This is a genomic window from Flavobacterium frigoris (assembly GCF_900111075.1).
In the GTDB taxonomy this organism is placed as follows: domain Bacteria; phylum Bacteroidota; class Bacteroidia; order Flavobacteriales; family Flavobacteriaceae; genus Flavobacterium; species Flavobacterium frigoris.
The window spans coordinates 21,675-45,360 of record NZ_FOFZ01000011.1 but is presented as its reverse complement, the minus strand read 5'-3'; the positions used below and the strand labels follow the sequence as shown (position 1 = coordinate 45,360).

19 protein-coding genes and 1 tRNA gene are annotated in these 23,686 nt (G+C 34.7%); 8 read left to right on the top strand and 12 right to left on the bottom strand.

The genetic code is table 11. The features are described from left to right. Positions 1-50: 50 nt before the first annotated feature. Positions 51-2,495, bottom strand: coding sequence for a bifunctional UDP-N-acetylmuramoyl-tripeptide:D-alanyl-D-alanine ligase/alanine racemase (locus BMW63_RS13520; RefSeq protein ID WP_074724013.1), 2,445 nt, complete (start codon positions 2,493-2,495; stop codon positions 51-53). A 257-nt stretch (positions 2,496-2,752) separates the two neighbouring features. On the opposite strand from BMW63_RS13520, the gene BMW63_RS13515 reads away from it, so the two are divergent. Next, positions 2,753-3,358 (top strand): hypothetical protein, encoded by a 606-nt coding sequence (locus BMW63_RS13515; RefSeq protein ID WP_074724012.1) that lies wholly within the window; start codon positions 2,753-2,755, stop codon positions 3,356-3,358. Here BMW63_RS13515 and BMW63_RS13510 read toward each other — a convergent pair. The 5 genes from BMW63_RS13510 to BMW63_RS13490 form a co-directional block, all read right to left on the bottom strand. Then, positions 3,353-4,108: a porin family protein gene (locus tag BMW63_RS13510; RefSeq protein WP_317040289.1), complete on the bottom strand. Its 756-nt coding sequence runs from the start codon at positions 4,106-4,108 to the stop codon at positions 3,353-3,355. The two genes, BMW63_RS13515 and BMW63_RS13510, sit on opposite strands and share 6 nt — an antisense overlap. Before the next feature lie 248 nt (positions 4,109-4,356). Continuing rightward, positions 4,357-4,443: transfer RNA gene (locus tag BMW63_RS13505), tRNA-Ser, on the bottom strand. Between the two features lie 61 nt (positions 4,444-4,504). Further along, positions 4,505-5,533 (bottom strand): asparaginase, encoded by a 1,029-nt coding sequence (locus BMW63_RS13500; RefSeq protein WP_074724011.1) that lies wholly within the window; start codon positions 5,531-5,533, stop codon positions 4,505-4,507. Next, the gene (locus BMW63_RS13495; protein WP_074724010.1) at positions 5,517-6,659 is read right to left on the bottom strand and encodes a 1-acyl-sn-glycerol-3-phosphate acyltransferase; all 1,143 of its coding nucleotides are present in this window, start codon (positions 6,657-6,659) and stop codon (positions 5,517-5,519) included. Before BMW63_RS13495 ends, BMW63_RS13500 begins: the two co-directional genes overlap by 17 nt. A 60-nt stretch (positions 6,660-6,719) precedes the next feature. Beyond that, positions 6,720-7,487 carry a TatD family hydrolase gene (locus BMW63_RS13490; protein ID WP_074724009.1) on the bottom strand — a complete coding sequence of 256 codons (768 nt, stop codon included), beginning with the start codon at positions 7,485-7,487 and terminating at the stop codon, positions 6,720-6,722. Between the two features lie 96 nt (positions 7,488-7,583). Between BMW63_RS13490 and BMW63_RS13485 the strand changes: the two genes are divergently transcribed. Further along, positions 7,584-8,021 carry a retropepsin-like aspartic protease gene (locus BMW63_RS13485; RefSeq protein ID WP_074724008.1) on the top strand — a complete coding sequence of 146 codons (438 nt, stop codon included), beginning with the start codon at positions 7,584-7,586 and terminating at the stop codon, positions 8,019-8,021. 81 nt (positions 8,022-8,102) lie between these two features. Here BMW63_RS13485 and odhB read toward each other — a convergent pair whose 3' ends face one another. After that, the gene (gene odhB / locus BMW63_RS13480) at positions 8,103-9,332 is read right to left on the bottom strand and encodes a 2-oxoglutarate dehydrogenase complex dihydrolipoyllysine-residue succinyltransferase (protein ID WP_074724007.1); all 1,230 of its coding nucleotides are present in this window, start codon (positions 9,330-9,332) and stop codon (positions 8,103-8,105) included. 167 nt (positions 9,333-9,499) lie between these two features. Beyond that, on the bottom strand, positions 9,500-12,277 hold the full coding sequence (locus tag BMW63_RS13475) for a 2-oxoglutarate dehydrogenase E1 component (protein WP_074724068.1): 2,778 nt from the start codon (positions 12,275-12,277) through the stop codon (positions 9,500-9,502). Positions 12,278-12,383: 106 nt separating this feature from the next. Between BMW63_RS13475 and BMW63_RS13470 the strand changes: the two genes are divergently transcribed. After that, positions 12,384-12,926, top strand: a complete 543-nt coding sequence (locus BMW63_RS13470; RefSeq protein ID WP_074724006.1) for a hypothetical protein — start codon at positions 12,384-12,386, stop codon at positions 12,924-12,926. 65 nt (positions 12,927-12,991) lie between these two features. On the opposite strand, the gene BMW63_RS13465 is transcribed toward BMW63_RS13470, so the two are convergent. Together BMW63_RS13465 and BMW63_RS13460 are read right to left on the bottom strand one after the other, a co-directional pair. Then, entirely contained in the window at positions 12,992-13,345 is a 354-nt protein-coding gene (locus BMW63_RS13465) for a hypothetical protein (RefSeq protein ID WP_074724005.1), read from the bottom strand. Between the two features lie 61 nt (positions 13,346-13,406). Next, positions 13,407-14,381 (bottom strand): polyprenyl synthetase family protein, encoded by a 975-nt coding sequence (locus BMW63_RS13460; protein WP_074724004.1) that lies wholly within the window; start codon positions 14,379-14,381, stop codon positions 13,407-13,409. Between the two features lie 161 nt (positions 14,382-14,542). Between BMW63_RS13460 and BMW63_RS13455 the strand changes: the two genes are divergently transcribed. The 5 genes from BMW63_RS13455 (at position 14,543) to BMW63_RS13435 (ending at position 21,490) form a co-directional block, all read left to right on the top strand. Next, a complete protein-coding gene (locus BMW63_RS13455) occupies positions 14,543-15,085 on the top strand; it encodes a YceI family protein (RefSeq protein WP_074724003.1) in 543 nt (180 codons plus the stop codon). Between the two features lie 145 nt (positions 15,086-15,230). Next, a complete protein-coding gene (locus BMW63_RS13450; protein ID WP_074724002.1) occupies positions 15,231-15,827 on the top strand; it encodes a TetR/AcrR family transcriptional regulator in 597 nt (198 codons plus the stop codon). Beyond that, positions 15,827-17,170 carry a TolC family protein gene (locus tag BMW63_RS13445; RefSeq protein ID WP_074724001.1) on the top strand — a complete coding sequence of 448 codons (1,344 nt, stop codon included), beginning with the start codon at positions 15,827-15,829 and terminating at the stop codon, positions 17,168-17,170. Before BMW63_RS13450 ends, BMW63_RS13445 begins: the two co-directional genes overlap by 1 nt. 4 nt (positions 17,171-17,174) lie before the next feature. Continuing rightward, positions 17,175-18,236, top strand: coding sequence for an efflux RND transporter periplasmic adaptor subunit (locus BMW63_RS13440; protein WP_074724000.1), 1,062 nt, complete (start codon positions 17,175-17,177; stop codon positions 18,234-18,236). Positions 18,237-18,316: 80 nt separating this feature from the next. Next, positions 18,317-21,490 (top strand): efflux RND transporter permease subunit, encoded by a 3,174-nt coding sequence (locus tag BMW63_RS13435; protein ID WP_074723999.1) that lies wholly within the window; start codon positions 18,317-18,319, stop codon positions 21,488-21,490. 151 nt (positions 21,491-21,641) lie between these two features. On the opposite strand, the gene BMW63_RS13430 is transcribed toward BMW63_RS13435, so the two are convergent. Continuing rightward, the gene (locus BMW63_RS13430) at positions 21,642-21,989 is read right to left on the bottom strand and encodes a toxin-antitoxin system YwqK family antitoxin (protein WP_074723998.1); all 348 of its coding nucleotides are present in this window, start codon (positions 21,987-21,989) and stop codon (positions 21,642-21,644) included. Between the two features lie 524 nt (positions 21,990-22,513). Beyond that, positions 22,514-23,518: a TlpA family protein disulfide reductase gene (locus BMW63_RS13425; protein ID WP_074723997.1), complete on the bottom strand. Its 1,005-nt coding sequence runs from the start codon at positions 23,516-23,518 to the stop codon at positions 22,514-22,516. Positions 23,519-23,686: the final 168 nt, after the last annotated feature.

Sequence of the window (23,686 nt, the reverse complement as noted above, 5' to 3'; positions counted from 1 at the left end):
TTAATAAATTTTTAACATAATTTAAAATTATTACCCTCAATAATAGTTAATTATCTGTAAAATACTCTTTTTACACGTTGAGAAATACTCGTTAGTACTTCATAAGGTATTGTATTTAATTTTTTTGCTATATAAGAAACCGTTGGGCTTTCGCCAAAAATAATCACCGAATCCCCCTCTGTACAATCAATTTCAGTGACATCAACCATCAACATATCCATACAAATACTACCTAAAATCTTTGCTTTTTTATCTTTTATACTTACAAATCCTACCCCATTTCCCCAACCTCTCGAAATACCATCCGCATAACCAATAGGGATCGTTGCAACCTTTGTAGGTTTCTCAGCCATAAACTTTCGACCGTAGCCAACGCTTTCACCTGCTGTAATCGTTCTGATTTGTGAAATCACGGATTTCAAAGTACCCACGTTTTCCAAGTATTTTTGCTCCGCAGGGTCATTTGACACTCCATAAAGTCCTATTCCTAGCCGAACCATGTTAAATTGAGAATCTGGGTAATTACTTATTCCAGAAGTATTCAAAATATGTCGAATCGGGTCAATTCCCAATTCCCTAACAATTCTAGAGGACATTGTATCGAACAAATTAATTTGCGAAAGTGTAAAATCACGATGCTTCAAATCATCACTTGTGGCCAGATGCGATAGAATACTTCGTATTTGAACGGTATCATTCCCCTTTAAAGTAGCGATTAGCTCCTCTATTGTATCTTCCTCAAAACCTAGACGATGCATCCCCGTATCCAGTTTGATATGGATTGGAAAATGATACAGGTTTTTTTCCTTTGCAATTTTCAAAAAAGCATAAAGCCCTTTTAGACAATATATTTCTGGTTCTAATTGGTATTGTATAATTGCCGAAAAACTCGTGTTCTCAGGATTAAGCACCATAATTGGCAAATGAATACCACCGTTCTTTAACGAAATGCCTTCATCGGCGAAAGCTACCCCCAGATAATCGACTTTATGATGTTCGAGTAATTTGGCGATTTCCAAACCACCATTCCCATAACCGAATGCCTTTACCATAACCATAATTTTTACATTGGGTTTCAGTTTAGACTTAAAGAAGTTCAGATTATAACTGATGGCGTTCAAGTTAATTTCTAGAACAGTCTCATGGGTTTTTTCTTCGAGCAAATAAACGATTTCTTCAAATTGAAATGATCTTGCCCCTTTTATCAAAATGGTTTCATTTGCAAAATCTAGGTTTTCAAAATTGGAGATGAATTCAGCCGTATTATTAAACGTGATGCAATTGACGAAGGTATCTTTAAATGCCGATATGGTTTCTCCAATGCCTATAACCCGGCTTATATTATTGGAAATAATCAATTGCGAAACTTTAGAATATAGCTCTTCATTGGACAAACCGCTTTGGAAAATATCAGAAAGGATAACGGTCTTTTTGGGAAATTGCTTTTGACTTTCCAGAAAATCCAATGCTATTTTCAACGACTGAAAATCCGAACTATAACTGTCGTCGATAAGACTGCAATTATTGATACCATTCTTTACTTTTAATCGCATTTCCACAGGAAAAAGCAATAACATTCTTGATTGAATTGTTGTACTATCATAATTAAAATACAACAATGCCATTAAACAAGAGATTGCATTTTCTATGGATGCCTTATCCTGAAATGGGATTATCAACTCATGGGAGTTTCCTTTGTATTTGTAATATACTGTGGTGTTTAGATTTTCGGTTTCTTTTTTATAAACAAAAACATCTGCTTCCGCATTCTTAAAACTCCAGGTAAATGCTTTTGTTCTTGGAAGAATCAATTTATCGACAAGATCTCTTTTTTGGTAAATTACAATTTCGGCCTCCTTAAAAAGGACTAATTTTTCGTTAATTTTTTCTTCTAAATCAAGGAAACCTTCGTCATGTGATGAACCTATACTTGTAAGAATCCCAATGGTAGGTTGAATAATTTTTTCTAATTTCTCCATTTCGTTAACCGTAGAAATCCCTGCTTCAAAAATACCCAGATTGTGTTTTTCATTAATGGCAAATATCGATAAGGGGACACCCACCTGAGAATTGTAACTCTTTGGACTGCGGATCACATTAAAATCAGGGCTTAGCAGGAAATTGAGCCATTCCTTCACTATCGTTTTTCCATTACTTCCGGTTAAACCAATAACGAGAAAATGAAAAAGGCAGCGATAATAGGCGGCAAATTGCTGTAAAGCATCCAAGGTGTTTTCTACAATTAGAAAATTAGCTTTATTTGCACATCCTTCCGGAATATGCAAAACCACAAAGTTTTGAACCCCTGTTGCTATCAAATCTTCAATATAGGCATGCGCATCATTATTAGGGCCAACCAATGCAAAAAATAAAGTATGAGCGCTGTTTTGTAACGATCGACTGTCTATCGAAACAGTGTCGATAACCGCTTCTGCAGTATTGCCAAAGGCTCTCGCCTTAAGAATAGGAACTATGTTTTGAATACGTATACTCATTGTTATGTAATGCGATTAACGCAACTTTTATTTATATTAGTGTTACAAATAGCATACTATCATAGAAACGGCAGCGTACTGGAAAATAATTGTCATTTGGAACTTTCTCAAAAATAACACTTCTTTTCAGAATTACGACAACATAACATAATTAAAACAGGAGGAACCATTTTTTATTTCGCTTAAATCATGACCTTTTTAAAGGGACTTTTTTACTATATTCCTTATATTTGTTTGGATAATCAATTGCAGTACTCTTGAAAAAAATCCTTCCCTTATTTTCTTATGTTTTTCATCCGATATTTATTGCGGTATATGCTACGCTATTTTATCTTTTTTCGAATAATTCTTATTTTTTTAACCAAGAAAAATATTTTGTACTACTTCAAGTGCTCATTATTACCGTCCTAGTTCCGCTACTTTTTTTCCTTCTTTTGCGAGCAACTGGTAAAATTGGCTCTATGATGGCACCATTGTTATCTGAACGGAAAATACCACTTCTGATTCAATCCTTTTTACTTATTCTTTTAGTTCGAAAAAGTATTACACTTGAACGCTATCCTGAATTACACTTTTTCCTTTTAGGAGCCTTATTGAGCGCTTTAATTGCGCTATTGTTCTTGTTTGTTAAGACAAAAGTGAGTCTTCATATGATGGGCATAAGTGCATTGACTATCTTTGTTTTTGGGCTAAGCTTACATTATCATACCCAAAATATTTTTGCCATTACTTTTCTCATTCTTATAAATGGACTTGTGGCTTCATCCCGTTTAGTGATGAAAGCACACACTTTTAAAGAATTAATTATCGGGCTTTTTTTAGGCAGCATTCCACAGATGCTGTTGCTGTACTTGTGGTTATAGGATATAAAAAATAATCCCAACATTAAGTGACCTCATTTTTACCTTTTCCCCATCAATTTTTGCCGTCTTAAAAATAGAATTTAATCCATAATAGGCATATACATTTATAGTGTTATAACCGGCCGAAAGAGAGAGTCCGTAAAGCAATTTATTAAGATCCTTGTTATTTGTGATTACTACTTTGCTTTGATCATCAGTAAACAGAGACTTATTGTAAAGCACGTAGCTGAATTTCACCCCACCATATATTCTCCAAAACTTATAACTCTGATATGTAGATGTTCTCCATCTAAATTCGATGGGCAAATCGACTAATAATTGGGTGAATTTATTTTTGTTATATGCTGTTTTTCCGTCTATAACAGAATAGACGGGCAGCTCCCCAGTTCCAGTTATAGCAAGGTTTTGAATGTAATTGTTATAGGTAAAACCCAACCCCGCTGCTATAGCATGCGTTCTATCTTTATTTATCGGCATATCTCTTAGAAAACCAGCAGACAAGCCTGTTGAGAACTTACTTTGCGACACCCCTATAGGTTTCTGTTGTAATGTATTGTACGTGAACCCAAAATAAAACTGATCCTCTCTGTATAGGGAATCAACTTTCACTGCTGCACTATCCGTAATTGGTTCTATTTCTTGTGAAAAAATAGCAGAAACCGATAGTACAAGAAAAAAACTAAAAATGATTCGCATAGTGTTATTTTGGTTGAACGATTGTTTCATAGCAGTAGTAACTAGATTCTTCAATTGGTTTATTTTCTAATATTATACAAATATAGGATTTTGAAGTGTTCTTGATGCGTATTGCTTTCAAAAAACAAATTGAATCCCTATTGCCGAATTTAGAAAGGTAATTAAACAAAAAGCCTAACTAAAAAACTAATTAAGGCATTGTATTATTGCAAAAAGAGAAAAGGATTGTCTCTAGCATTACTTAAAAACAGATTCTCACAAATAAAAAATGCTTCCCTTTCAGGAAGCATTCATTTATTTTGCAGAGAGGATGGGATTCGAACCCACGATGCAGTTACCCACATACTAGCTTTCCAGGCTAGCTCCTTCAACCACTCGGACACCTCTCTATTTATTTAAGGTTTGCAAAGAACACTAAAAAAAGTGACTTACAAAAGTAAAATCACAATATTATAGTACTTCACCTCGCAAAGAAGTTTCAAAGATAGTTTTGAAGTCTTCTTGCGCACTATTTCGGCTCAATAAATACATCAACTTTGTAATAGCAGCCTCAGTAGTAATGTCTTTTCCTGAAATTACTCCTATTGCTTTCATGCCAGTACTAGTTTCATACTGACCCATATTTACGCTACCTCCAGAACATTGGGTTACATTGATAATATGAAGTCCACTATTAATAGCTTTAACCAATAAAGCTATAAACCAATCTTCAGTAGTTGCATTACCAGAACCATAGGTTTCTAATACAATTCCTTTTAAACTAGGTATATTAAAAATAGCAGACAAAACAGTTTCGCTCATTCCCGGAAACATTTTCACTATTACTACATTATTGTCTAAATTTTTGTGCACTACCAATTTATCCCCTGTGTTTTTGGCTAAAAACAACTCCGGTCTCATATTTAAATGCACCCCAGATTCAACCAAAGCAGGATAATTGGGCGAAGTAAATGCTTTGAAATGTTCTGCGTTTATTTTAGTAGTTCTATTCCCTCTATATAGTTTATATTCGAAATAAAGGCATACTTCAGTGATAACGGGCAATCCATTTTCTTGCAATGAAGCAATTTGGATAGCGGTAATCAGATTTTCTTTAGCATCGGTACGCAAATCCCCTATCGGTAGTTGAGAACCAGTAAAAATAACTGGTTTTGCCAGATTTTCCAACATAAAACTCAATGCTGAAGCAGAGTAGGACATCGTATCGGATCCATGAAGTACAACGAAGCCATCAAATTCTAAATAGTTTGACTCTATTATAGTTGCCATTCTTGCCCATTCTTGCGGATTCATGTTTGAGGAATCAATTGGCTCTTCAAATGAAATGGTTTCGATTTCACAATCCAATTGCTTCAACTCAGGAATTCTTTGTAATAATTTACTGAAATTAAATGCTTTTAGGGCTCCAGTATCAAAATCCTTGCGCATTCCGATGGTCCCCCCAGTATATATTAAAAGAATTTTAGCCTTTAAGTTCATCCGTGTATTTTAATTTATTAGCTACTGGATTAGCATACATATCCAGCAATCCTTGTAATGCAACCGGGTTTTCAGCATCTATTCGCATCTCTAATCTTCGTTCAAACAGCGATTTTTCATCGGCTGTATACAGATCAGAATAAGTACTGGTTTTATTTAAAATATCATACGCTATATAATTGGTAGGCCATAATTTATAATTCTCAATTATAGAATCATCAATTAACTGAGCTAGCGCTTGAATTTGCTTGTTTGAGTTATTAAATTCTTCTTTAATTGCATCAACTTCAGTATCAATAACATCGCCAATATGAATGTGAATTCGCTTCTTTTGCCCCATCACTCCGCTTAAAAGCGTCATAAAATCTTCATTTTTCTCCTTGATATATACTTCATTATTAGCTTCAGCTAATAACTGCGGAATTTTCAGTACATCTGTCGGGTCATATTCATACGAGATGGAAACCGGAACTACTTTTATTTTTTTGAAATAGTCCATCAGATTATCCTCATCAGATCCCATTCCAACCATTTTTAATACTCCTGGGTTAGTAGCATCATTACCGTCTTTAGTCCTTCCCTCACGTTGTGCAATCCAAACAGATCGGCTTTCATGTTGCAACAAATGACCTATATATTCAGATAATGTTTTTGAGCTTTGCAACATCTCACGCGGAGTCAAACCTCTTTGAACCAAAAAATTACGATTTAACTTTGCCAAGATGTTAAGAAAATCTTTCTGTACCAAGTTATCGCCAATCGCTGAGGCAGTCATTACTAAGCCATGTTCGAACAAAGCCACGTTGAGCAATGTAGTGTCCAACAATATATCTCTATGGTTTGATATAAATAAATAGGATTCTCCTTTTTCTAACTTTTCAAAACCTGTAGTCGTTAAACCATCAGAACTTTTTTCAAGCACTTTTAAAAGTGTATGATAAATAAAATTACATTGAAAGTCACGTATAGAATGTGTTTTTTTTAGTTGTTCCTTCCATTCTTCATCAGGCATTTCTGGAAAGGTAAAATTCATCAATGACTTCATCATCGGGTGATGAACCACATTTAGTATAGCCTCGTTAATTTCGGAATCATAAAATGGCCGAATAGCGTCAAATTTTTGCATTTTGGTTATTTTAGGTGCGCAAATGAACAAAAAAAATATTAATTTTTAATGAATTCTATTTTAAATCCCGAAAATCATTTTAGAATTTTCGGTCGTACTATTAGCAATATCTTTTGCTGAAAGATTATAAATACCAGCCAATTTATCTATTACGTTTAATAAATAGCTGCTTTCATTTCTTTTTCCTCGAAAAGGAATCGGAGCAAGATAAGGGGAGTCCGTTTCTAAAACAATGTGTTTTAAATCAATTTGATTCAAAAATTGGTCAATTTTTCCATTTTTAAAAGTAACCACCCCACCAATTCCCAATTTCATATTATAGGAAATCGCTTGTAATGCCTGCTCATAAGTTCCGGTAAAACAGTGAAATATCCCAAACAATTCAGGTGACTTCTCCTCTTCCAATATTTCAAACACCTCGTCAAAAGCTTCTCTACAATGAATCACAATGGGTAATTTATATTGCTTTGCCAATTGAATTTGTTTTCTGAAAGCAATTTGTTGTTGGGGTAAACGAGTTTTATCCCAAAACAAATCAATACCAATTTCTCCAATGGCATAGAATTTCCTTTTGGCCAATTCTTCTTCCACATGCTGTAATTCTTCCAGATAGTTCTCCTTCACATAGGTAGGATGCAATCCCATCATTAGAAAAACATGTTCAGGATAGTTCTTTTCTAAATCATACATTGCGGCAGTACACGAAGAGTCGATTGCGGGAATAAAGAAACGGGAAACCCCAGAATCAATAGCTCTTTGAATCATCTCCTCTCGATCCTGATCGAATTCTTCGCTATATAGATGGGTGTGTGTGTCAGTAATTGTCATTTTGTTTATTTGAAAGCTGCAAAGTTACCATTTTGAATTGTTAGTTTTTTAGATTCTTAGCTTTTTTAGATTACTTTTGAATATCATCCGTACTTCATGAAAAACCTCCAAGACATTCTTAAAAAAGAAAAATACAAAAAGATCAAGTTTAAAATTACCAAAACGCAACACCTTTTGATAAAAGCAAAAATCAATGGGGTCTCAGGTAATTTCATTCTTGATACCGGAGCGTCAAACAGCTGTGTGGGGTTTGAAAGTATTGCGTTTTTCTTACTCAATGCAGAAGCGTCCAAAACCAAAGCTTCTGGAGCAGGAGCTACGGGAATGCATACACAAACTGCATCAAATAATAAACTGCAACTTGGATACTGGAAAAATCTAGAATTTGATTTGGTGATTTTTGATTTATCCCATGTAAATGAAGCTTTAATTCAGCACAAGTCTAAACCCATTCACGGAATCATTGGGGCTGATATATTATTGAAGGGAAAGGCAATTGTAGATTATTACAATCACTACTTGTATTTGCTATAAGCCTGTTCACACTAGCAGTAGTAAAAAAACCGCCTTATTGTAGCAATAAGGCGGTTTTAGTATTTAATTAAAAACTATTTATTAGAGTTCAAAAGCTCTCTTAGGATTGTTATCCAATAAAAGTTCCATTGGGTTTTCTAATGCTTCTTTAATAGCAACTAGGAATCCAACAGACTCTTTACCATCAATAATTCTGTGATCATATGAAAGCGCCACATACATCATTGGGTGAATTTCCACTTTACCGTTTACGGCAATAGGACGCTCGATAATGTTGTGCATTCCAAGAATTCCTGATTGTGGAGGATTGATAATAGGTGTCGACAACATAGAACCAAACACACCACCATTAGTGATTGTAAAAGTTCCACCAGTCATATCATCAACAGTAATTTGTCCATCACGTGCTCTAATCGCTAATCTTTTGATATCTGCTTCTACTCCACGGAAAGTTAAATTCTCTGCGTTACGAACAACAGGAACCATTAATCCTTTTGGCCCAGACACTGCGATTGAGATATCACAGAAATCATAAGCTATTTTATAATCACCATCCATCATAGAATTAACATCTGGATATAATTTTAATGCTCTTGTAACCGCTTTTGTAAAGAAAGACATGTATCCTAAACCAACACCTGCGTGTTTTGCTTTGAACTCCTCTTTGTATTGATTACGAATCAAGTTAATAGGCGTCATGTTTACTTCATTAAAAGTAGTTAACATGGCCGTTTCGTTTTTAGCAGACACTAAACGTTCTGCTACTTTACGGCGCAACATTGACAATTTTGTACGCTCAGATCCACGGCTTCCTCCTGTAGGAGTTCCCATAGATGGTGTAGCATTTACAGCATCGTCTTTAGTGATTCTACCATCCTTACCAGTTCCTGTAACAGATGCTGGAGCGATATTTTTTTCGTCTAATATTTTTCTTGCTGCCGGAGATGGCGTTCCTGAAGCATAAGTTGCTACTGGAGCTGCAGCAACTGGAGCTGGAGCTGGAGCCGCTTTTGGCGCTTCAGCAACCGGTGCTGCTGCTGCTGCTGGTGCAGGAGCTGATCCTTCTGGTTTAGTGGCAGCTGTATCAATTAAGCAAACTACTGCTCCTACTGCTACTGCATCACCTTCTTCTGCTTTTAATGTAATAATCCCACTAGCTTCTGCTGGTAATTCGAGAGTTGCTTTATCTGAATCAACCTCAGCTATTGCTTGGTCTTTCTCTACATAGTCTCCGTCTTTTACTAACCAAGTTGCAATTTCAACTTCCTTTATAGATTCCCCTGGTGATGGGACTTTCATTTCTAAAATCATCTTGTATAATTTTTAAATTATGAATTTTATTGTTTGAATTGTTTTAACAACAATTACTGTTTGTTTTATGCTTGTACTTTTAGCCCTGATGGTCGAATTGCTCCCGCAATTACCTTTTATTTTTTCTTTAAAAATAAAAAGATGCAGCGGACAGCAGCAAATAGCTTCTAAGAATTAAATAAATCTTTATCAAAAACCATTCTTATTGCATCTGCTTGACGGCGTTTTGCTCTTGTAGAACTTCCCGCAGCTGATGCAGAATACGCTTTTAACGACGCTAATCTCCATTTCACTAAGTTAAAATTCATCAACATAAAGCTGTATGCCCCCATGTTTTTTGGCTCTTCTTGTGCCCAAACGTAATCGTCAGCGTTTGGATATAATGCAATAATCGCTTTTAGTTGCTCTACCGGTAATGGGAATAATTGTTCTATTCTTACTACTGCTGCATCGTTACGTCCGTTTTTCTCTCTTTCGGCTGTTATGTCATAATAGAATTTACCTGTACAAAAAACTAGCGTTTTTACCTCTGCTTTGTTTACTGCATCATCATCGATCGTTTCTTGAAAACTTCCGTTTTCTAGTTCTTCGATAGTAGAAACACATCGTGGATCACGCAACAAACTCTTAGGTGTAAACACGATAAGTGGCTTGCGGAATTTCGTTTTCATTTGTCTTCTCAACAAGTGAAAGAAGTTAGCGGGTGTTGTACAATCAGCTACAAACATATTTTGTCTTGCACAAAGTTGCAGGTAACGCTCCATTCTTCCTGAGGAATGCTCTGCTCCTTGTCCTTCATATCCGTGAGGTAATAATAAAACTATTCCGTTTTGGTTGTTCCATTTGTCCTCACCACATGAAATGTATTGGTCAATCATAATTTGGGCTCCATTACTGAAATCTCCAAATTGCGCTTCCCATATTGTCAATGTATTTGGATTTGCTAATGCATATCCATAATCAAAACCTAAAACTCCATATTCAGACAATAGCGAGTTAAAGATATTGAAATTCCCTTTTTTCCCCTCTAATCTATTAATTAAAGTTACTTCTTCTTCAGAGTCTTCTACTTTTACTACCGCATGACGGTGAGAAAAAGTTCCGCGTTCTACATCTTGTCCAGAAATACGAACATCAAATCCTTCTTGTAGTAATGACCCGTAAGCTAAATGCTCCGCCATTCCCCAATCCAGCTTGTTTGTTTCGAAAAACATTGTTTTTCTATCGTTGATCAACTTTTGGATTTTGTTGATGAACTTTTTATCTGTTGGTAAATTACAAACGGCATCAGCAACCTGAGTCAATCCTGCTCTTGAGAATGAAGTGTCTACTTTTTGAAGCATTTGTACGTCAGTAACCTGCTCAAAACCTAACCATTCATTTTTCATAAATGGAGTAATGATTGTTAAGGCTTTTTTGCGAGAAGCTTCTAAATTCATTTCCAGATCAGACTTGTAATCTTTTTCAAGTCCTTTTACATAATTGGTGTCAATTACACCTTCTGTAATCAATTTTTCAGCATAAAGATCCCTAGGATTTTTATGATTTGCTATGATTTTATACAACACCGGTTGTGTAAAACGGGGCTCATCCCCTTCGTTATGACCGTATTTTCTATATCCTAATAAGTCAATAAACACATCGCGTCCAAATTGCATTCTGAAATCCAATGCAAAAATCATGGCGTGTACCACTGCTTCGGGATCATCTGCATTTACGTGTAGTACTGGTGATAAGGTTACTTTGGCCACATCAGTACAATAGGTAGAAGAACGTCCGTCTAAGTAATTAGTAGTAAAACCAACTTGGTTATTAATTACAATATGAATGGTTCCTCCTGTTTTGTATCCGTCTAATTGTGCCATTTGGATAATTTCATACAATATACCTTGTCCTGCAATCGCAGCATCACCGTGAACGGCGATAGGCAATACTTTTGAAAAATCATCTGGGAAATACTTATCTTGTTTCGCTCTTGTAATTCCTTCGATTACAGCACCTACTGTTTCAAGGTGAGAAGGATTTGGAGCCAGATTGATATTAATTTTCTTTCCTGTACTTGTTATTTTGTCAGCGGTTAAACCAAGGTGGTACTTAACATCTCCGTCAAAATACTCTTGATCGTAATCTTTACCGTCAAACTCTCCGAAAATATCCTGAGTTGATTTCCCAAATATGTTTGCCAATATATTCAAACGACCACGGTGTGCCATTCCCATTACAAATTGTTCCACTCCCATTTCGGCAGCTTTTTCAATTAAAGTATCAAGGGCTGGTATTATCGATTCTCCACCTTCCAGTGAAAAACGCTTTTGACCAACATACTTTGTATGCAAGAAGTTCTCGAAAGATACTGCTTCATTTAATTTATTTAGGATTGATTTCTTTTGATCGATTGAAAAATTAGGCTGGTTGTCATTAACCCCTAATTTTTCCTGTATCCATTGAATGATCTCCGGTTTTCTAATATACATGTACTCAACACCAATATGTTGACAATATATAGTATCCAAGTGTTTTATTATTTCAGTAAGTGTAGAAGGTGCTTTACCTACTATTTTACCTGCGTCAAAAACAGTGTTTAAATCTGCTGATGAAAGTCCGAAATTACTGATGTCAAGTGAAGGCTCAAAAATCCTTCTGTCTCTAACGGGATTCGTTTTTGTAAACAAATGTCCACGAGTACGGTAACCTTCAATCAGTTTTAATACATTAAATTCTTTATGAAGTTTTTCTGAAATTTGATCATAGTCCACCGTTCCAGCAGAAATGCCGGGACTACTTTGCACCGGAGTTTCCCCGTTGTAAGATTCCATCCCAAAGTCGAAACCTTGAAAGAAACTTCTCCAACTTGGCTCTACGCTATCTGGATTATCTACGTACTGATCGTATAATTGTGCGAAAAATTCTGTATGTGCTGCGTTTAGAAATGAAAACCTATCCATAATATTAGTGAATATACTTTTTGTTAAAATAGTTTCGCAAAAGTACAATAATCCGCTAAATTTATATTTACTTTTATATATTAATATGTTAAAAAAATAGATACTTATGAGAAAAAATAACTTTAAGACTGATTCGAAGTCAGTTTTGATTGTCATTATCGCATTAATTTCAAATGCTTTGTTGGCACAGCAACAAACAATTACATCAAATTCAAGCAGTTATTTTTGGAAAAATGTACAATTTGGAGGTGGAATTGGCTTAGGTTTTGGTACTGGATACACTGACATCACTTTGGCTCCAAGTGCCATTTATAATTTCAATGAATATGTTGCTTTGGGTCTAGGCGCACAATATACGTATCTAAAGCAAAAAAATTATTATGCTTCCCATTTATATGGCGGTAGTATTATAGGTTTATTTAATCCCATACCAGAAATTCAGCTCTCTGCTGAATTAGAGGAGTTGCGCGTAAACATCAATCTAGATGGATCTAATAGCAATTCACAAGACTATTGGAATACTGGGCTATTTTTAGGAGCTGGATACCGCAGTGGAAACGTGACAATGGGCGCCCGTTATAATGTACTAAACGATAGTAATAATATTTATGGCAGCGCTTTCATGCCGTTTGTAAGGATTTATTTTTGAGAAAGAGATAGAATATAGAGCAAAAAGAATAGAGTACTGAACCGAAGCTAGTCATCAGTACAACTCTAACGATATTTATTCCTAAACCAAACTTTTTGCCATTCTCTTTTTAGTATTAGAAAAGAAACTTGCTCTGCTAATACAACTAAGTCTGAACCATCCATTTTTTTTACTTCCTCTTCAGAAACATCGATGATGTAAAGCAGATTAAGGTATTCTGCAAATTTGTACTGAATCAATCTGTAGATTTTTTCATGCAATTGAATTTTTAGTTCATTTGGAGAAATACTCATTGGAAAATCTATCCCTTCATTAGCTAAATTAAAATCCTTATTAATTTGCTCAATTAATTTAAGATATAAGGTTTCACTTTCTGCCTCGGAAAGTAATAAATCTGTATTTTTTGGAGCTATAAACATGGGCGTTATTTTGTGTACTGTTGATTTTTAGCCTAGATATTTTGCGTTATTAACTGCAATTTTAAACCTTTCGACCCATTAAATTATCACCAAAAGCTCTTAAAACATTCTTCTTATCTTCTTCAATATCCATTTTTTCTAAGGTCTCAAAAGCCTTGAAAGTATAATCATGTATAGCCTCTTGAGTAGCCTTTGACGCGCCTGATAGATTAAATATTTTTTTTACAGACTCAATTTTAGCTACATTATCTTCAAGTTGCATCGAAAATAAATGCAATAAATGTGCTACTTCTTCTTTAGTCGAAAATGCTATCGCTTTTAAATATAAATACGTTTTTTTATTTTCAATAATATCGCCGCCTACTTGCTTCCCAAAAGTTTTTGGATCGCCAAAAGCATCAAGATAATCATCCTGCAGCTGAAAAGCCAAACCTAAGTTCAATCCAAACTCATAAATCAAATTAGCATTTTCCTCTGAAGTTTCAGCAACTATCGCTCCCATTTTCATGGCCGCCGCAACAAGAACTGCCGTTTTATACTGAATCATTTTGAGGTATTCTGGGATAGTGACGTCATCTCGGGTTTCAAAATCAACATCCCATTGCTGTCCTTCACAAACTTCTAGTGCCGTTCTGCTGAATAATTTTGCTAATTGCATAAAAACCGCTGGCTCATACTGCTCAAAATATTGATAGGCTAAAATAAGCATTGCATCACCAGATAGAATCCCAGTGTTAATATCCCATTTTTCATGAACCGTTGTATTCCCGCGGCGCAAAGGCGCATCATCCATAATGTCATCATGAACTAATGAAAAATTATGAAAAACCTCAACTGCCATCGCAGCAGGAAGAGCTTTTTTGTAATCTCCGTTAAAAACCTCAGTGGTCATTAATGTTAGGACTGGACGAATGCGCTTTCCTCCTAACCCTAATATATAAGCGATGGGTTCATAAAGATTTTCAGGTTCTTTAGTAATTGTCTGCTTTTCTAAATAGGTAATGAAAAAATCCTGGAACTGGTCAATGGCGTGCATAAAACTAATTTTTGCGCTAATTTACAGCATTCAACCTTGATTACAAACTACGTTTTTAAATGAAATGCAAAATAAACAAAAATACATCGGAAACTATTTTGGTATCCAAAGTTTCCGTCTTACATTTGCATTCGAAATTTAACTTATTGTACTTTATAATTATGAATGCAACTCTTCCTCTTACAGCAACAAAATGGACTATCGACTCCAATCAATCTGATGTTCTAATTAAAGCAAGACATGCCACGATCGCATACATAGCTGGCTCTCTAAATAAATTTAATGGTCATTTAGATATTCATGAGAATGAGATAGAAGATGCTTCTGTTGAATTTCAATTAGATGTTAAAAACAAAGACACTAACATCGATCATATTGACACTGATTTAATTCTAAACGATTATTTAGACATTGATACTTTTCCTACTATCAATTTTAAATCAACCTCATTTCAAAAAATAAGCAAAAACATCAATTTCTTAAAAGGGAATCTGACTGTCCAAAACATTACAAAAGTAGTTGAACTTGATGCTGCATTAATTGGCATAACCACGTATGAAGGAAGACGAAAAGCCTTGTTTGAAATTACTGGAAACATAAATCGCAAAGATTTTGGACTCACAACAAACTCTTATCACCACGCCGCCGGAATTTCTCTGGGTCAAGACATCAAACTAATTGCCAATTTAGAATTTACGATTTAAATCCTGTAATGTTAATTTTACATCAATACTTCGGAAACTATTTGGGTGTTAAAAGTTTCCGTACTACTTTTGCACCCGAATTATACTATAATCCTTTGTGGAAATATAAAGAAATTAATAGAACAGATCAAAGTCAAGATCAATAATGAAAGAAAAAATAATTAACAAAGCAAGCGAGATGTTTTTAAAACTAGGTTTTAAGAGCATTACAATGGATGATATTGCTGGTGAAATGTGCATTTCTAAAAAAACAATTTATAAATATTTTTGTAATAAAGAAGTTCTTATTGAAGAAAGCACCGCATTATTGCATAAAGAAGTACACGAAATAATTGAAAACATTGTGACTAAAAAACATAATGCAATTCAAGAAAATTTTGAGATTCGAAAAATGTTCAAAGAAATGTTTCAATCATCAGATACTTCTCCTATCTATCAATTAAAAAAACATTACCCTGAAATTTATGAAAAAGTAATGCTTAGAGAAATAAATGAATGTAATGCTGTTTTTAAAAAAAACATTGAACAAGGTATTGAACAAGGGCTGTATCGTGACACCTTAAATATTGAAAACTATACAAGATTTTATTACAACTTAATTTTTTGTATAAAAGAAAGTACCAGTTCAGAAAAAGAATCACAAAACCTAGAATTGGAAATTTTAGAATACCATACCAGAGCTATGGCTACCAATGCCGGAATAATCGAACTTGAAAAACAATTACTAAACCCGACGATATAATGAAAAGACTACTTTTAATAACATTCCTAACATTTGCCTACACGGCAAATGCACAAGAAGTAAAGATACTTACTTTAAAGGATGCCATTACTTATGCTTTAGAAAACAAGTCCGACGCTAAGAAAGCAAGACTTAAAGTAGAGAACAGTGAGTACCAGATTCAAGCAGTTCGCGCAGGTGCATTACCTAAAATTTCTGCAAACGGATCACTAACTTATAATCCAATATTACAGACTACTTTTCTAGATGCAGGTTCTTTTGGAGGAGAGCCAGGAACTACAATTCAGGCTACTTTTGGTCAAAAATGGATTTCTACCGCCGGAGTCTCCCTTACTCAAAATCTGTACGACCAATCGGTATTTATCGGATTAAAAGCCGCTAAAACAACGAGAGAGTTCTACCAAATTAACGAGCAGTTAACTGAAGAACAAGTTATTGAACGAGTAGCAAACAACTACTACCAAGTCTATGTTCGCAGACAAAACTTAACCGTTTTGGATAGTACTTTCATAAATACTACCAAAGTGAAAAACATTATAAGAGGACGTTATGACAATGGTTTAGCTAAAAAAATTGATTTAGACCGAATTATAGTAAAACTTTCGAATATAAAAACACAACGCCAGCAAGTTTTGAATGCCGTTCAAATTCAAGAAAACGCTTTGAAGTTTTATATGGGAATGCCAATCGAATCAAAAATAGATATTCCACAAGCTGCATTCGAAGTGACGCCTTCAGCATTTTCAGAAGTACCGAATACAGAGACCCGAACAGAGTTTTTATTGATGAAAAAACAGGAACAACTATTAGAATTCCAAAAGAAATCTGTAATTGCGGGATACTATCCATCGCTATCACTTTCTGCAGGATACAATTATATTGGTCAGGGACCAAAAATGCCTTGGGGAGCAAAACCTTCCGATGGCGTATATTGGTCTGATTTTTCCTCTATAGGATTGAATTTAAAAGTTCCTATTTTCTCTGGTTTTGAGACTCGATCTAAAGTAAGACAAGCAGATGTCCAATTAAGATCTGTGAAAGAAGATTTAATAGACACAAAACTATCTCTTGATTTGGCTTATGCCAATGCGAAAACCCAAATTGACAATAGTATTATCACTATCGAAAATCAAAAAGGAAATGCACAATTAGCGCAAGACGTCTTAAAAAACACCAAAAATAATTACTTACAGGGTTTAGCTTCTTTAACTGATTTGTTAGATGCAGAAAATGCCTTTACAGAGGCACAAAATAACTATACCTCTGCAATATTAGATTACAAACTAGCGGAAATTCAATTAATAAAATCAAAAGGAGAACTAAAATCACTACTAAATAATTAATAAAATGAAAAGAAATATACTAATAGCAATTGTAATACTTGGGGCATTGGGACTGATTACTTTTACTTTAATAAACAATAAGAAAGAAAACGAAGCAAAAACTGCTATTGTCGCAGAAAAGAATGCAAGTGTATCCGTGAAAACAGAAACAGTTAAAACGGAAGAAATTTCTTTAGATTTTTCAGTAAATGGAATTTTTGAGCCACTACAAGAATTGAAATTTTCAGCAGAAAAACCAGGACGAGTTGTAAGAGTCTTAGTTGACGAAGGATCTTCTGTTCGCATTGGTCAGACCTTGGCCATAGTAAGAAGCGAACAAATTAATTCTGACTTAACTACAGCAGAAGCCTCTTATCAAAATGCATTAACTGACTTCAATCGTTTTGAAAATGCCTACCAAACTGGAGGGGTAACAAAACAACAATTAGATCAGGCTAAATTAAACTTGGTAACTTCAAAATCGAGATTACAACAAGCAAAAGTAAATGTAGGCGACACTAATATTAAGTCTACTATAAACGGAATAGTGAATAAAAAATATATTGAACCCGGCTCTGTATTGGGTGCCGCTACGCAAATGTTTGAAATTGTAAATGTTTCTAAATTGAAGCTGCAAGTTTCCATCAATGAAACCCAAGTGGCCGGTTTGAAATTAGGAAACCTAGTAAATGTAACTGCTAGCGTATATCCTGACATGAAGTTTGCAGGAAAAATTACATTCATCGCTCCAATGGCAGATTCCAGCTTAAACTTTCCAGTAGAAATCGAAATTACAAACAGCGCTTCTAATGACCTAAAAGCGGGAATGTACGGAACGGCAGAATTTGCTTCAAAACAACAAAAACAATCCATGATGGTAGTACCTCGAAATGCCTTTGTGGGAAGTGTAAGCAGCAATCAGATTTTTGTTGTAGAAAACGGAATAGCTAAATTAAAGAATGTAACGGCAGGAAGAATTCTTGGTGATAAAGTAGAGCTCTTAAACGGTCTTTCTGATAATGAAATTGTAATTGTCACGGGTCAAATTAACTTGACTGACGGAACAAAAGTGGAGGTTATCAAATAAATCGAAAAATTGTTCCAGATGTAAAATTTCAAGTTTGTTAAACTAAAATTTTATCCCTGAAACCTGAAACTAAATTATATATGAAATTAGCAGAAATATCCATAAAACGTCCATCGTTAGTAATTGTATTGTTTACAATTTTGATTCTAGGTGGGCTCTTTAGCTACAGCCAATTGGGGTATGAATTAATCCCTAAATTTGAACAGAATGTAATTACGGTAGCAACCATCTACCCAGGTGCGTCCCCTTCTGAAGTAGAAAATACGGTGACAAAAAAAATTGAAGACGCTGTGGCTTCATTGGAAAATATTAAAAAAATCGACTCTCGTTCGTACGAAAGTTTATCTACAGTTTCCATTACGCTAAACACAAAAGCAAAAGTCGATCTTTCACTAAACGATGCGCAACGTAAAATAAATGCCATCATAAGTGATTTACCTAAAGATGCCAAAGCACCGTCATTAAGTAAATTCTCTCTAAGCGATTTACCAATTATGACCATTGGCGCCAATGGTAGTATGGATGAAGTTGCTTTTTACGACTTAATCGATAAAAAAATAGCTCCTGTTTTGTCCCGTGTAAATGGAGTGGCTCAGGTAAATATTATTGGTGGACAGGAACGCGAAATACAAGTGAGTCTTGACGCTATTAAAATGCAAGGATATGGCCTTTCAATTCCACAAGTACAACAGGTAATCTTATCCTCTAACTTAGACTTTCCTACTGGTAATATTCAAACACGTGATACAAAAATATTGATTCGTTTAGCCGGTAAATACAAAAATGTAGAAGAGCTAAGAAATTTAGTGGTGTCATCAAAAAACGGAGTTCAAGTTCGTTTAAGCGATATTGCCGATGTTCAAGATGGGCAAAAAACAGCTGAAAAAATTGCCCGTGTCGATCAAAAGAGCGCTATTATTTTACAAATTGTAAAACAATCGGATGCTAATGCGGTTGCAGTTAGTGAGCAAGTGTATAAAACCATTACGAAATTAGAAAACGATTATAAAAACAACGCAGTGAAATTGAATGTCGCTAATGACAGCACTATTTTTACCTTAGAAGCTGCTGATTCAGTAATTCATGATTTATTGATCGCGGTATTCCTTGTTGCTTTTGTAATGTTATTTTTCTTGCACAGCGTAAGAAACTCATTGATTGTAATGATTTCTATTCCTGCTTCTTTGATTTCGACCTTCATTGGGTTTTACTATCTGGGATACACTTTAAACTTAATGAGTTTATTAGGACTATCGCTGGTGGTGGGTATTCTTGTTGATGATGCCATTGTAGTATTAGAAAATATTTACAGGCACATGGAAATGGGTAAAAACAGAGTTCGTGCGTCTTATGACGGCACAGCCGAAATAGGTGGAACCGTAACTTCCATTACCTTGGTAATTGTTGTCGTATTCTTACCTATTGCAATGAGTACTGGATTAGTTTCGAATATCATTACACAATTTTGTGTTACCGTAATTATCTCCACTTTATTTTCTTTACTAGCTTCGTTTACAATAATTCCTTGGTTGTCTTCTCGTTTTGGAAAACTGGAGCATATTGAAGGTAAAAATGCTTTTGGAAGAGTTATTCTTGGATTCGAAAAATTATTAACTCGTTTTACAAATTGGATTACTGAGTTGCTGAAATGGTGTTTAGATCATTATAAAACAACTTTAGCCGTTGTGTTAGTTTTATTCTTTAGCTCCGTAGCATTAGTTCCATTTGGATTCATCGGTGGAGAGTTTTTTGCCAAATCAGATAGTGGAGAATTTTTGGTTCAAATAGAATTGCCAAAAGATGCTTCATTGGAACAAAGTAATTTTATGGCTCAAAAAGCAGAAGCTTTTTTGAACACACAAAAATATGTGAAAAGTCTGATTACTAAAGTAGGTCAAACCAGTGAAGGTATGGGTGCTTCTCAATCAACTGCATACAAATCAGAGATTGACGTAAAAATGATTGATCAAAAGGATAGAACAGATGACTCCTATGTCTATGCTGCTAGAATGAAACTGCAATTAGAAAAAATATTAGTTGGTGCCAAAGTAAAAACAGTACCAGTAGGTATTCTTGGAACTGCTGAAGATGCTCCTATTGCATTAATCGTAACAGGAACAAGTTTAGAAAGCGCGATGGTTTTTGCAAAAGCTGCCGAAAAAGAATTGAATAAAATTCCTGGGGCAACTGGAGTAAAATTATCTGTAGAAACTGGAAATCCTGAAATTAACGTTCAGGTTGACAGAGATAAAATGGCTGCACTTGGACTTTCTTTACAAACTGTTGGTATGACAATGCAAACTGCTTATAGCGGAAATACGGACGGTAAATTTAGAGCGGGTGAATACGAGTATGACATTAACATCAAATACAGCAGTTTCGATAGAAAAAGCATTAATGATGTGAGCAACCTTATTTTTGCAAATGACAGGGGGGAACAAATTAAATTGTCTCAATTTGCAACTGTAAAAGAAGGTTCTGGACCAAGTCAATTAGAACGTAGAGACAAAACGGCATCTGTTACCGTAAAAGGACAGACTGTTGGTGTTCCGGTAGGAACTGTTGTTGCCCAACTTGAATCGAAATTAACGACGATGAAAAAACCTGTTGGAGTGAATTACATTTGGGGTGGCGATCAGGAAAATCAAAGTGAAGGTTTTGGAACCTTAGGTTTTGCTTTATTAGCTGCTATTATTCTGGTTTATCTTGTAATGGTTGGATTATACGATAGTTTTGCGCACCCGTTTGTGGTATTGTTTGCTATCCCCCTTTCCTTTATTGGAGCTTTATTAGCCTTAGCTTTAACAAATAACACTTTAAATATATTTACTATTCTGGGGGTTATTATGTTAATTGGTTTGGTTTGTAAAAATGCGATTATGCTTGTGGATTATACGAACCAGCGACGAGCTGCCGGTGAAACGATTAGAACCGCTTTAATTCAAGCCAATCACGCTCGTTTGCGTCCCATTTTAATGACAACAATTGCGATGGTGTTTGGTATGTTCCCAATTGCACTAGCAGCTGGAGCAGGTGCCGAATGGAAAAATGGATTGGCATGGGTGATCATTGGTGGTCTGATCAGTTCACTATTCCTTACGTTAATTATTGTTCCAGTAATTTATGAAATCATGGAAAAACTAATCCATAAGTTCACAAAAGGGCAAAAAACAGATTTTGATGCGCTAATAGTTGCTGACTATGAGCCTCAAGTATTGAATGAGGACGAATACAATAATGAACATAAAGATTAACAGTAATTCTTTAAACCATAAAAATTCCTGTTCATTAATTTGAACAGGAATTTTTTTTGGCTATCCTCACCAGATTGCACTGCAAACTGTATTAAATAGAAAAAGGCTTTCACAGATAGTGAAAGCCTTTTTTACGATTTGTATTATTTCCTTACTCAGCGCTAACTAAAGGATCATGTTTCCAATTTTTAACAGAGGCAATTTGATTTTTAGAATAATCTACTTCGCTTAAAACAGCATTATTCCAAAAAAACCACTTCCCTGTTTTTTGACCTTTATCGTATACTGCAATAGCAGTTTTGTTACCATTTATATCATAAGAAGTCCATTCTCCCTCTAATTTCCCATCTTTAAAGAAACCTACTTGTTGTACTTTACCATCCTCATAATGGTAGGTTGCTTTAACTAAATTTCCAACAGCTTCCAACTGTGGTTTCGTGTTTTGCGCGAAAATCATTCCTGAAATTAACACTGTACCTAAAATTATATATTTTTTCATGACGTATGGTTTTAATAGTTTCTTTGTCAAATATATAAAACTATTTACATTTAAAATACTATTTGGTAACAATTTAATAACATTGGACGAAAACTTAACATTGGAAATTTGAAAGCACTGCTGCCTAATTCGAAAAACACATTCTTCATTACGTATTCTACACCGCAGTAATTAACAAAATAGCAAATAATACATTAGAACATTGACTCATAACATATTTCATTATAATTATACCAATACTATTTATTTTATAGTCCAATGTGGTTTAGTTAACAATCATTCGTACTATTTGTCACGCTGGAATTGTCTCAACACATTTGCTCACGAATCCTGAGACGCTTTCAGCGAAACAAACTAAGCGGTGTAGTTTGTGAAAGTATATAACGTGGTATTGGGTCACATTATATACATAATTGGCATTAAAACACATTAACTATTAAAAAAAGTATATTAAAAAAAAGGTTATAAACCAACGAAAACTTTCTAAATGATGAACAGTTTTCGTTATATTTAAAAGAAAGTCTCTACTTCAAAAGCGCATCCAACTCTGCTTCAAGTCCCGGAGATGAAGGTCTTGCCGCATCCGCTTTAACAATTTTTCCATTGGGATCTATAAGGATAAATCTTGGGATTCCTGTGATATGAAAGTCCTTTACAAACTGCGAATTCCAGTCGTTATCAGAAAAAAGCTGAACACCACCTAGTTCTTTTCCTTTTACCATCGACTTCCATTTCTCGATATCCTTTAGTTTATCTATAGAAATACTCACAAACGCAATGTTTTTATCGTGATATTTCTCTTCAACCTTTTTTAAAGAAGGAATTTCACCAATACAAGGCCCGCACCAAGTAGCCCAAACATCAATATATACATATTTTCCTTTAAACTCTTCGAGTTTCGTTTTGCCTCCATTATAGTTATCATAATCAAAAGATGGCGACATGACCCCATTTAATTTCTTGGTTTCTAGTCCTTCCATATAATATTCAGTCCCACTATCCATAGCCATTTCTATACTTTTCTTTTGCAGCGATACAAAAACAGGATCTAATTTCTGATTATCTAATTTCAAAAAGTCAGCCGCTTTTTTCTCCTTTACCAACTTCATAAAGACTTCTTCGTTTGAAGCTAAAAGCGCGTCATAATCATACTTTTGCTCCGTTATTGTATTTTGTGCCAAAAAATTATTCTCCAAAGCTCCTTTACCAGAGTACACAATAGATTCGTCAAATTTTTGAGCATCCATTGTAAGATTCAAATCGTATCCGTTTTTAAGAAACAGTTCAGTATATTCCTTTCCGTCAAACAACATATAAAAACCCTCTTCTACTGCAAAAGAATCCTTAAAAAAACCATCCTTTCCAACTAAAATCTTTTTGATTTCCTTTCTATTATTCTTGTTAAGTATACTAATCGAATCTGTGTTTCTATTGGCAATCTCGCCTTTAAAAGAAACTGCTGCTTTCGTCTGCCCAATTCCGCTAAAAGAGAAAACCAGCGCAATAGCAATAAAAAATAATTTTTTCATAAAATGTAGTGTTTATACTGTTAATCAAATCTAATTTATTATTCTGAAGGGAAATAACAAATTAACAAAAAATTAATTTATTGAAGTTTCGCCGTTTTCGGCATTAATTTAATTTTTGTGGTTACTTTTGTATCCTAAAATTTTCATAATGTATAGACGTCATAATTG

What these genes read in the sequence shown, in the direction of transcription:
- BMW63_RS13520 (WP_074724013.1), bottom strand. Translation starts at nt 2,495, where the DNA reads ATGAGTATACGTATTCAAAACATAGTTCCTATTCTTAAGGCGAGAGCC.
- BMW63_RS13500 (WP_074724011.1), bottom strand. Translation starts at nt 5,533, where the DNA reads ATGAACTTAAAGGCTAAAATTCTTTTAATATATACTGGGGGGACCATC.
- BMW63_RS13495 (WP_074724010.1), bottom strand. Translation starts at nt 6,659, where the DNA reads ATGCAAAAATTTGACGCTATTCGGCCATTTTATGATTCCGAAATTAAC.
- BMW63_RS13490 (WP_074724009.1), bottom strand. Translation starts at nt 7,487, where the DNA reads ATGACAATTACTGACACACACACCCATCTATATAGCGAAGAATTCGAT.
- BMW63_RS13485 (WP_074724008.1), top strand. Translation starts at nt 7,584, where the DNA reads ATGAAAAACCTCCAAGACATTCTTAAAAAAGAAAAATACAAAAAGATC.
- odhB (WP_074724007.1), bottom strand. Translation starts at nt 9,332, where the DNA reads ATGATTTTAGAAATGAAAGTCCCATCACCAGGGGAATCTATAAAGGAA.
- BMW63_RS13475 (WP_074724068.1), bottom strand. Translation starts at nt 12,277, where the DNA reads ATGGATAGGTTTTCATTTCTAAACGCAGCACATACAGAATTTTTCGCA.
- BMW63_RS13470 (WP_074724006.1), top strand. Translation starts at nt 12,384, where the DNA reads ATGAGAAAAAATAACTTTAAGACTGATTCGAAGTCAGTTTTGATTGTC.
- BMW63_RS13465 (WP_074724005.1), bottom strand. Translation starts at nt 13,345, where the DNA reads ATGTTTATAGCTCCAAAAAATACAGATTTATTACTTTCCGAGGCAGAA.
- BMW63_RS13460 (WP_074724004.1), bottom strand. Translation starts at nt 14,381, where the DNA reads ATGCACGCCATTGACCAGTTCCAGGATTTTTTCATTACCTATTTAGAA.
- BMW63_RS13455 (WP_074724003.1), top strand. Translation starts at nt 14,543, where the DNA reads ATGAATGCAACTCTTCCTCTTACAGCAACAAAATGGACTATCGACTCC.
- BMW63_RS13450 (WP_074724002.1), top strand. Translation starts at nt 15,231, where the DNA reads ATGAAAGAAAAAATAATTAACAAAGCAAGCGAGATGTTTTTAAAACTA.
- BMW63_RS13445 (WP_074724001.1), top strand. Translation starts at nt 15,827, where the DNA reads ATGAAAAGACTACTTTTAATAACATTCCTAACATTTGCCTACACGGCA.
- BMW63_RS13440 (WP_074724000.1), top strand. Translation starts at nt 17,175, where the DNA reads ATGAAAAGAAATATACTAATAGCAATTGTAATACTTGGGGCATTGGGA.
- BMW63_RS13435 (WP_074723999.1), top strand. Translation starts at nt 18,317, where the DNA reads ATGAAATTAGCAGAAATATCCATAAAACGTCCATCGTTAGTAATTGTA.
- BMW63_RS13430 (WP_074723998.1), bottom strand. Translation starts at nt 21,989, where the DNA reads ATGAAAAAATATATAATTTTAGGTACAGTGTTAATTTCAGGAATGATT.
- BMW63_RS13425 (WP_074723997.1), bottom strand. Translation starts at nt 23,518, where the DNA reads ATGAAAAAATTATTTTTTATTGCTATTGCGCTGGTTTTCTCTTTTAGC.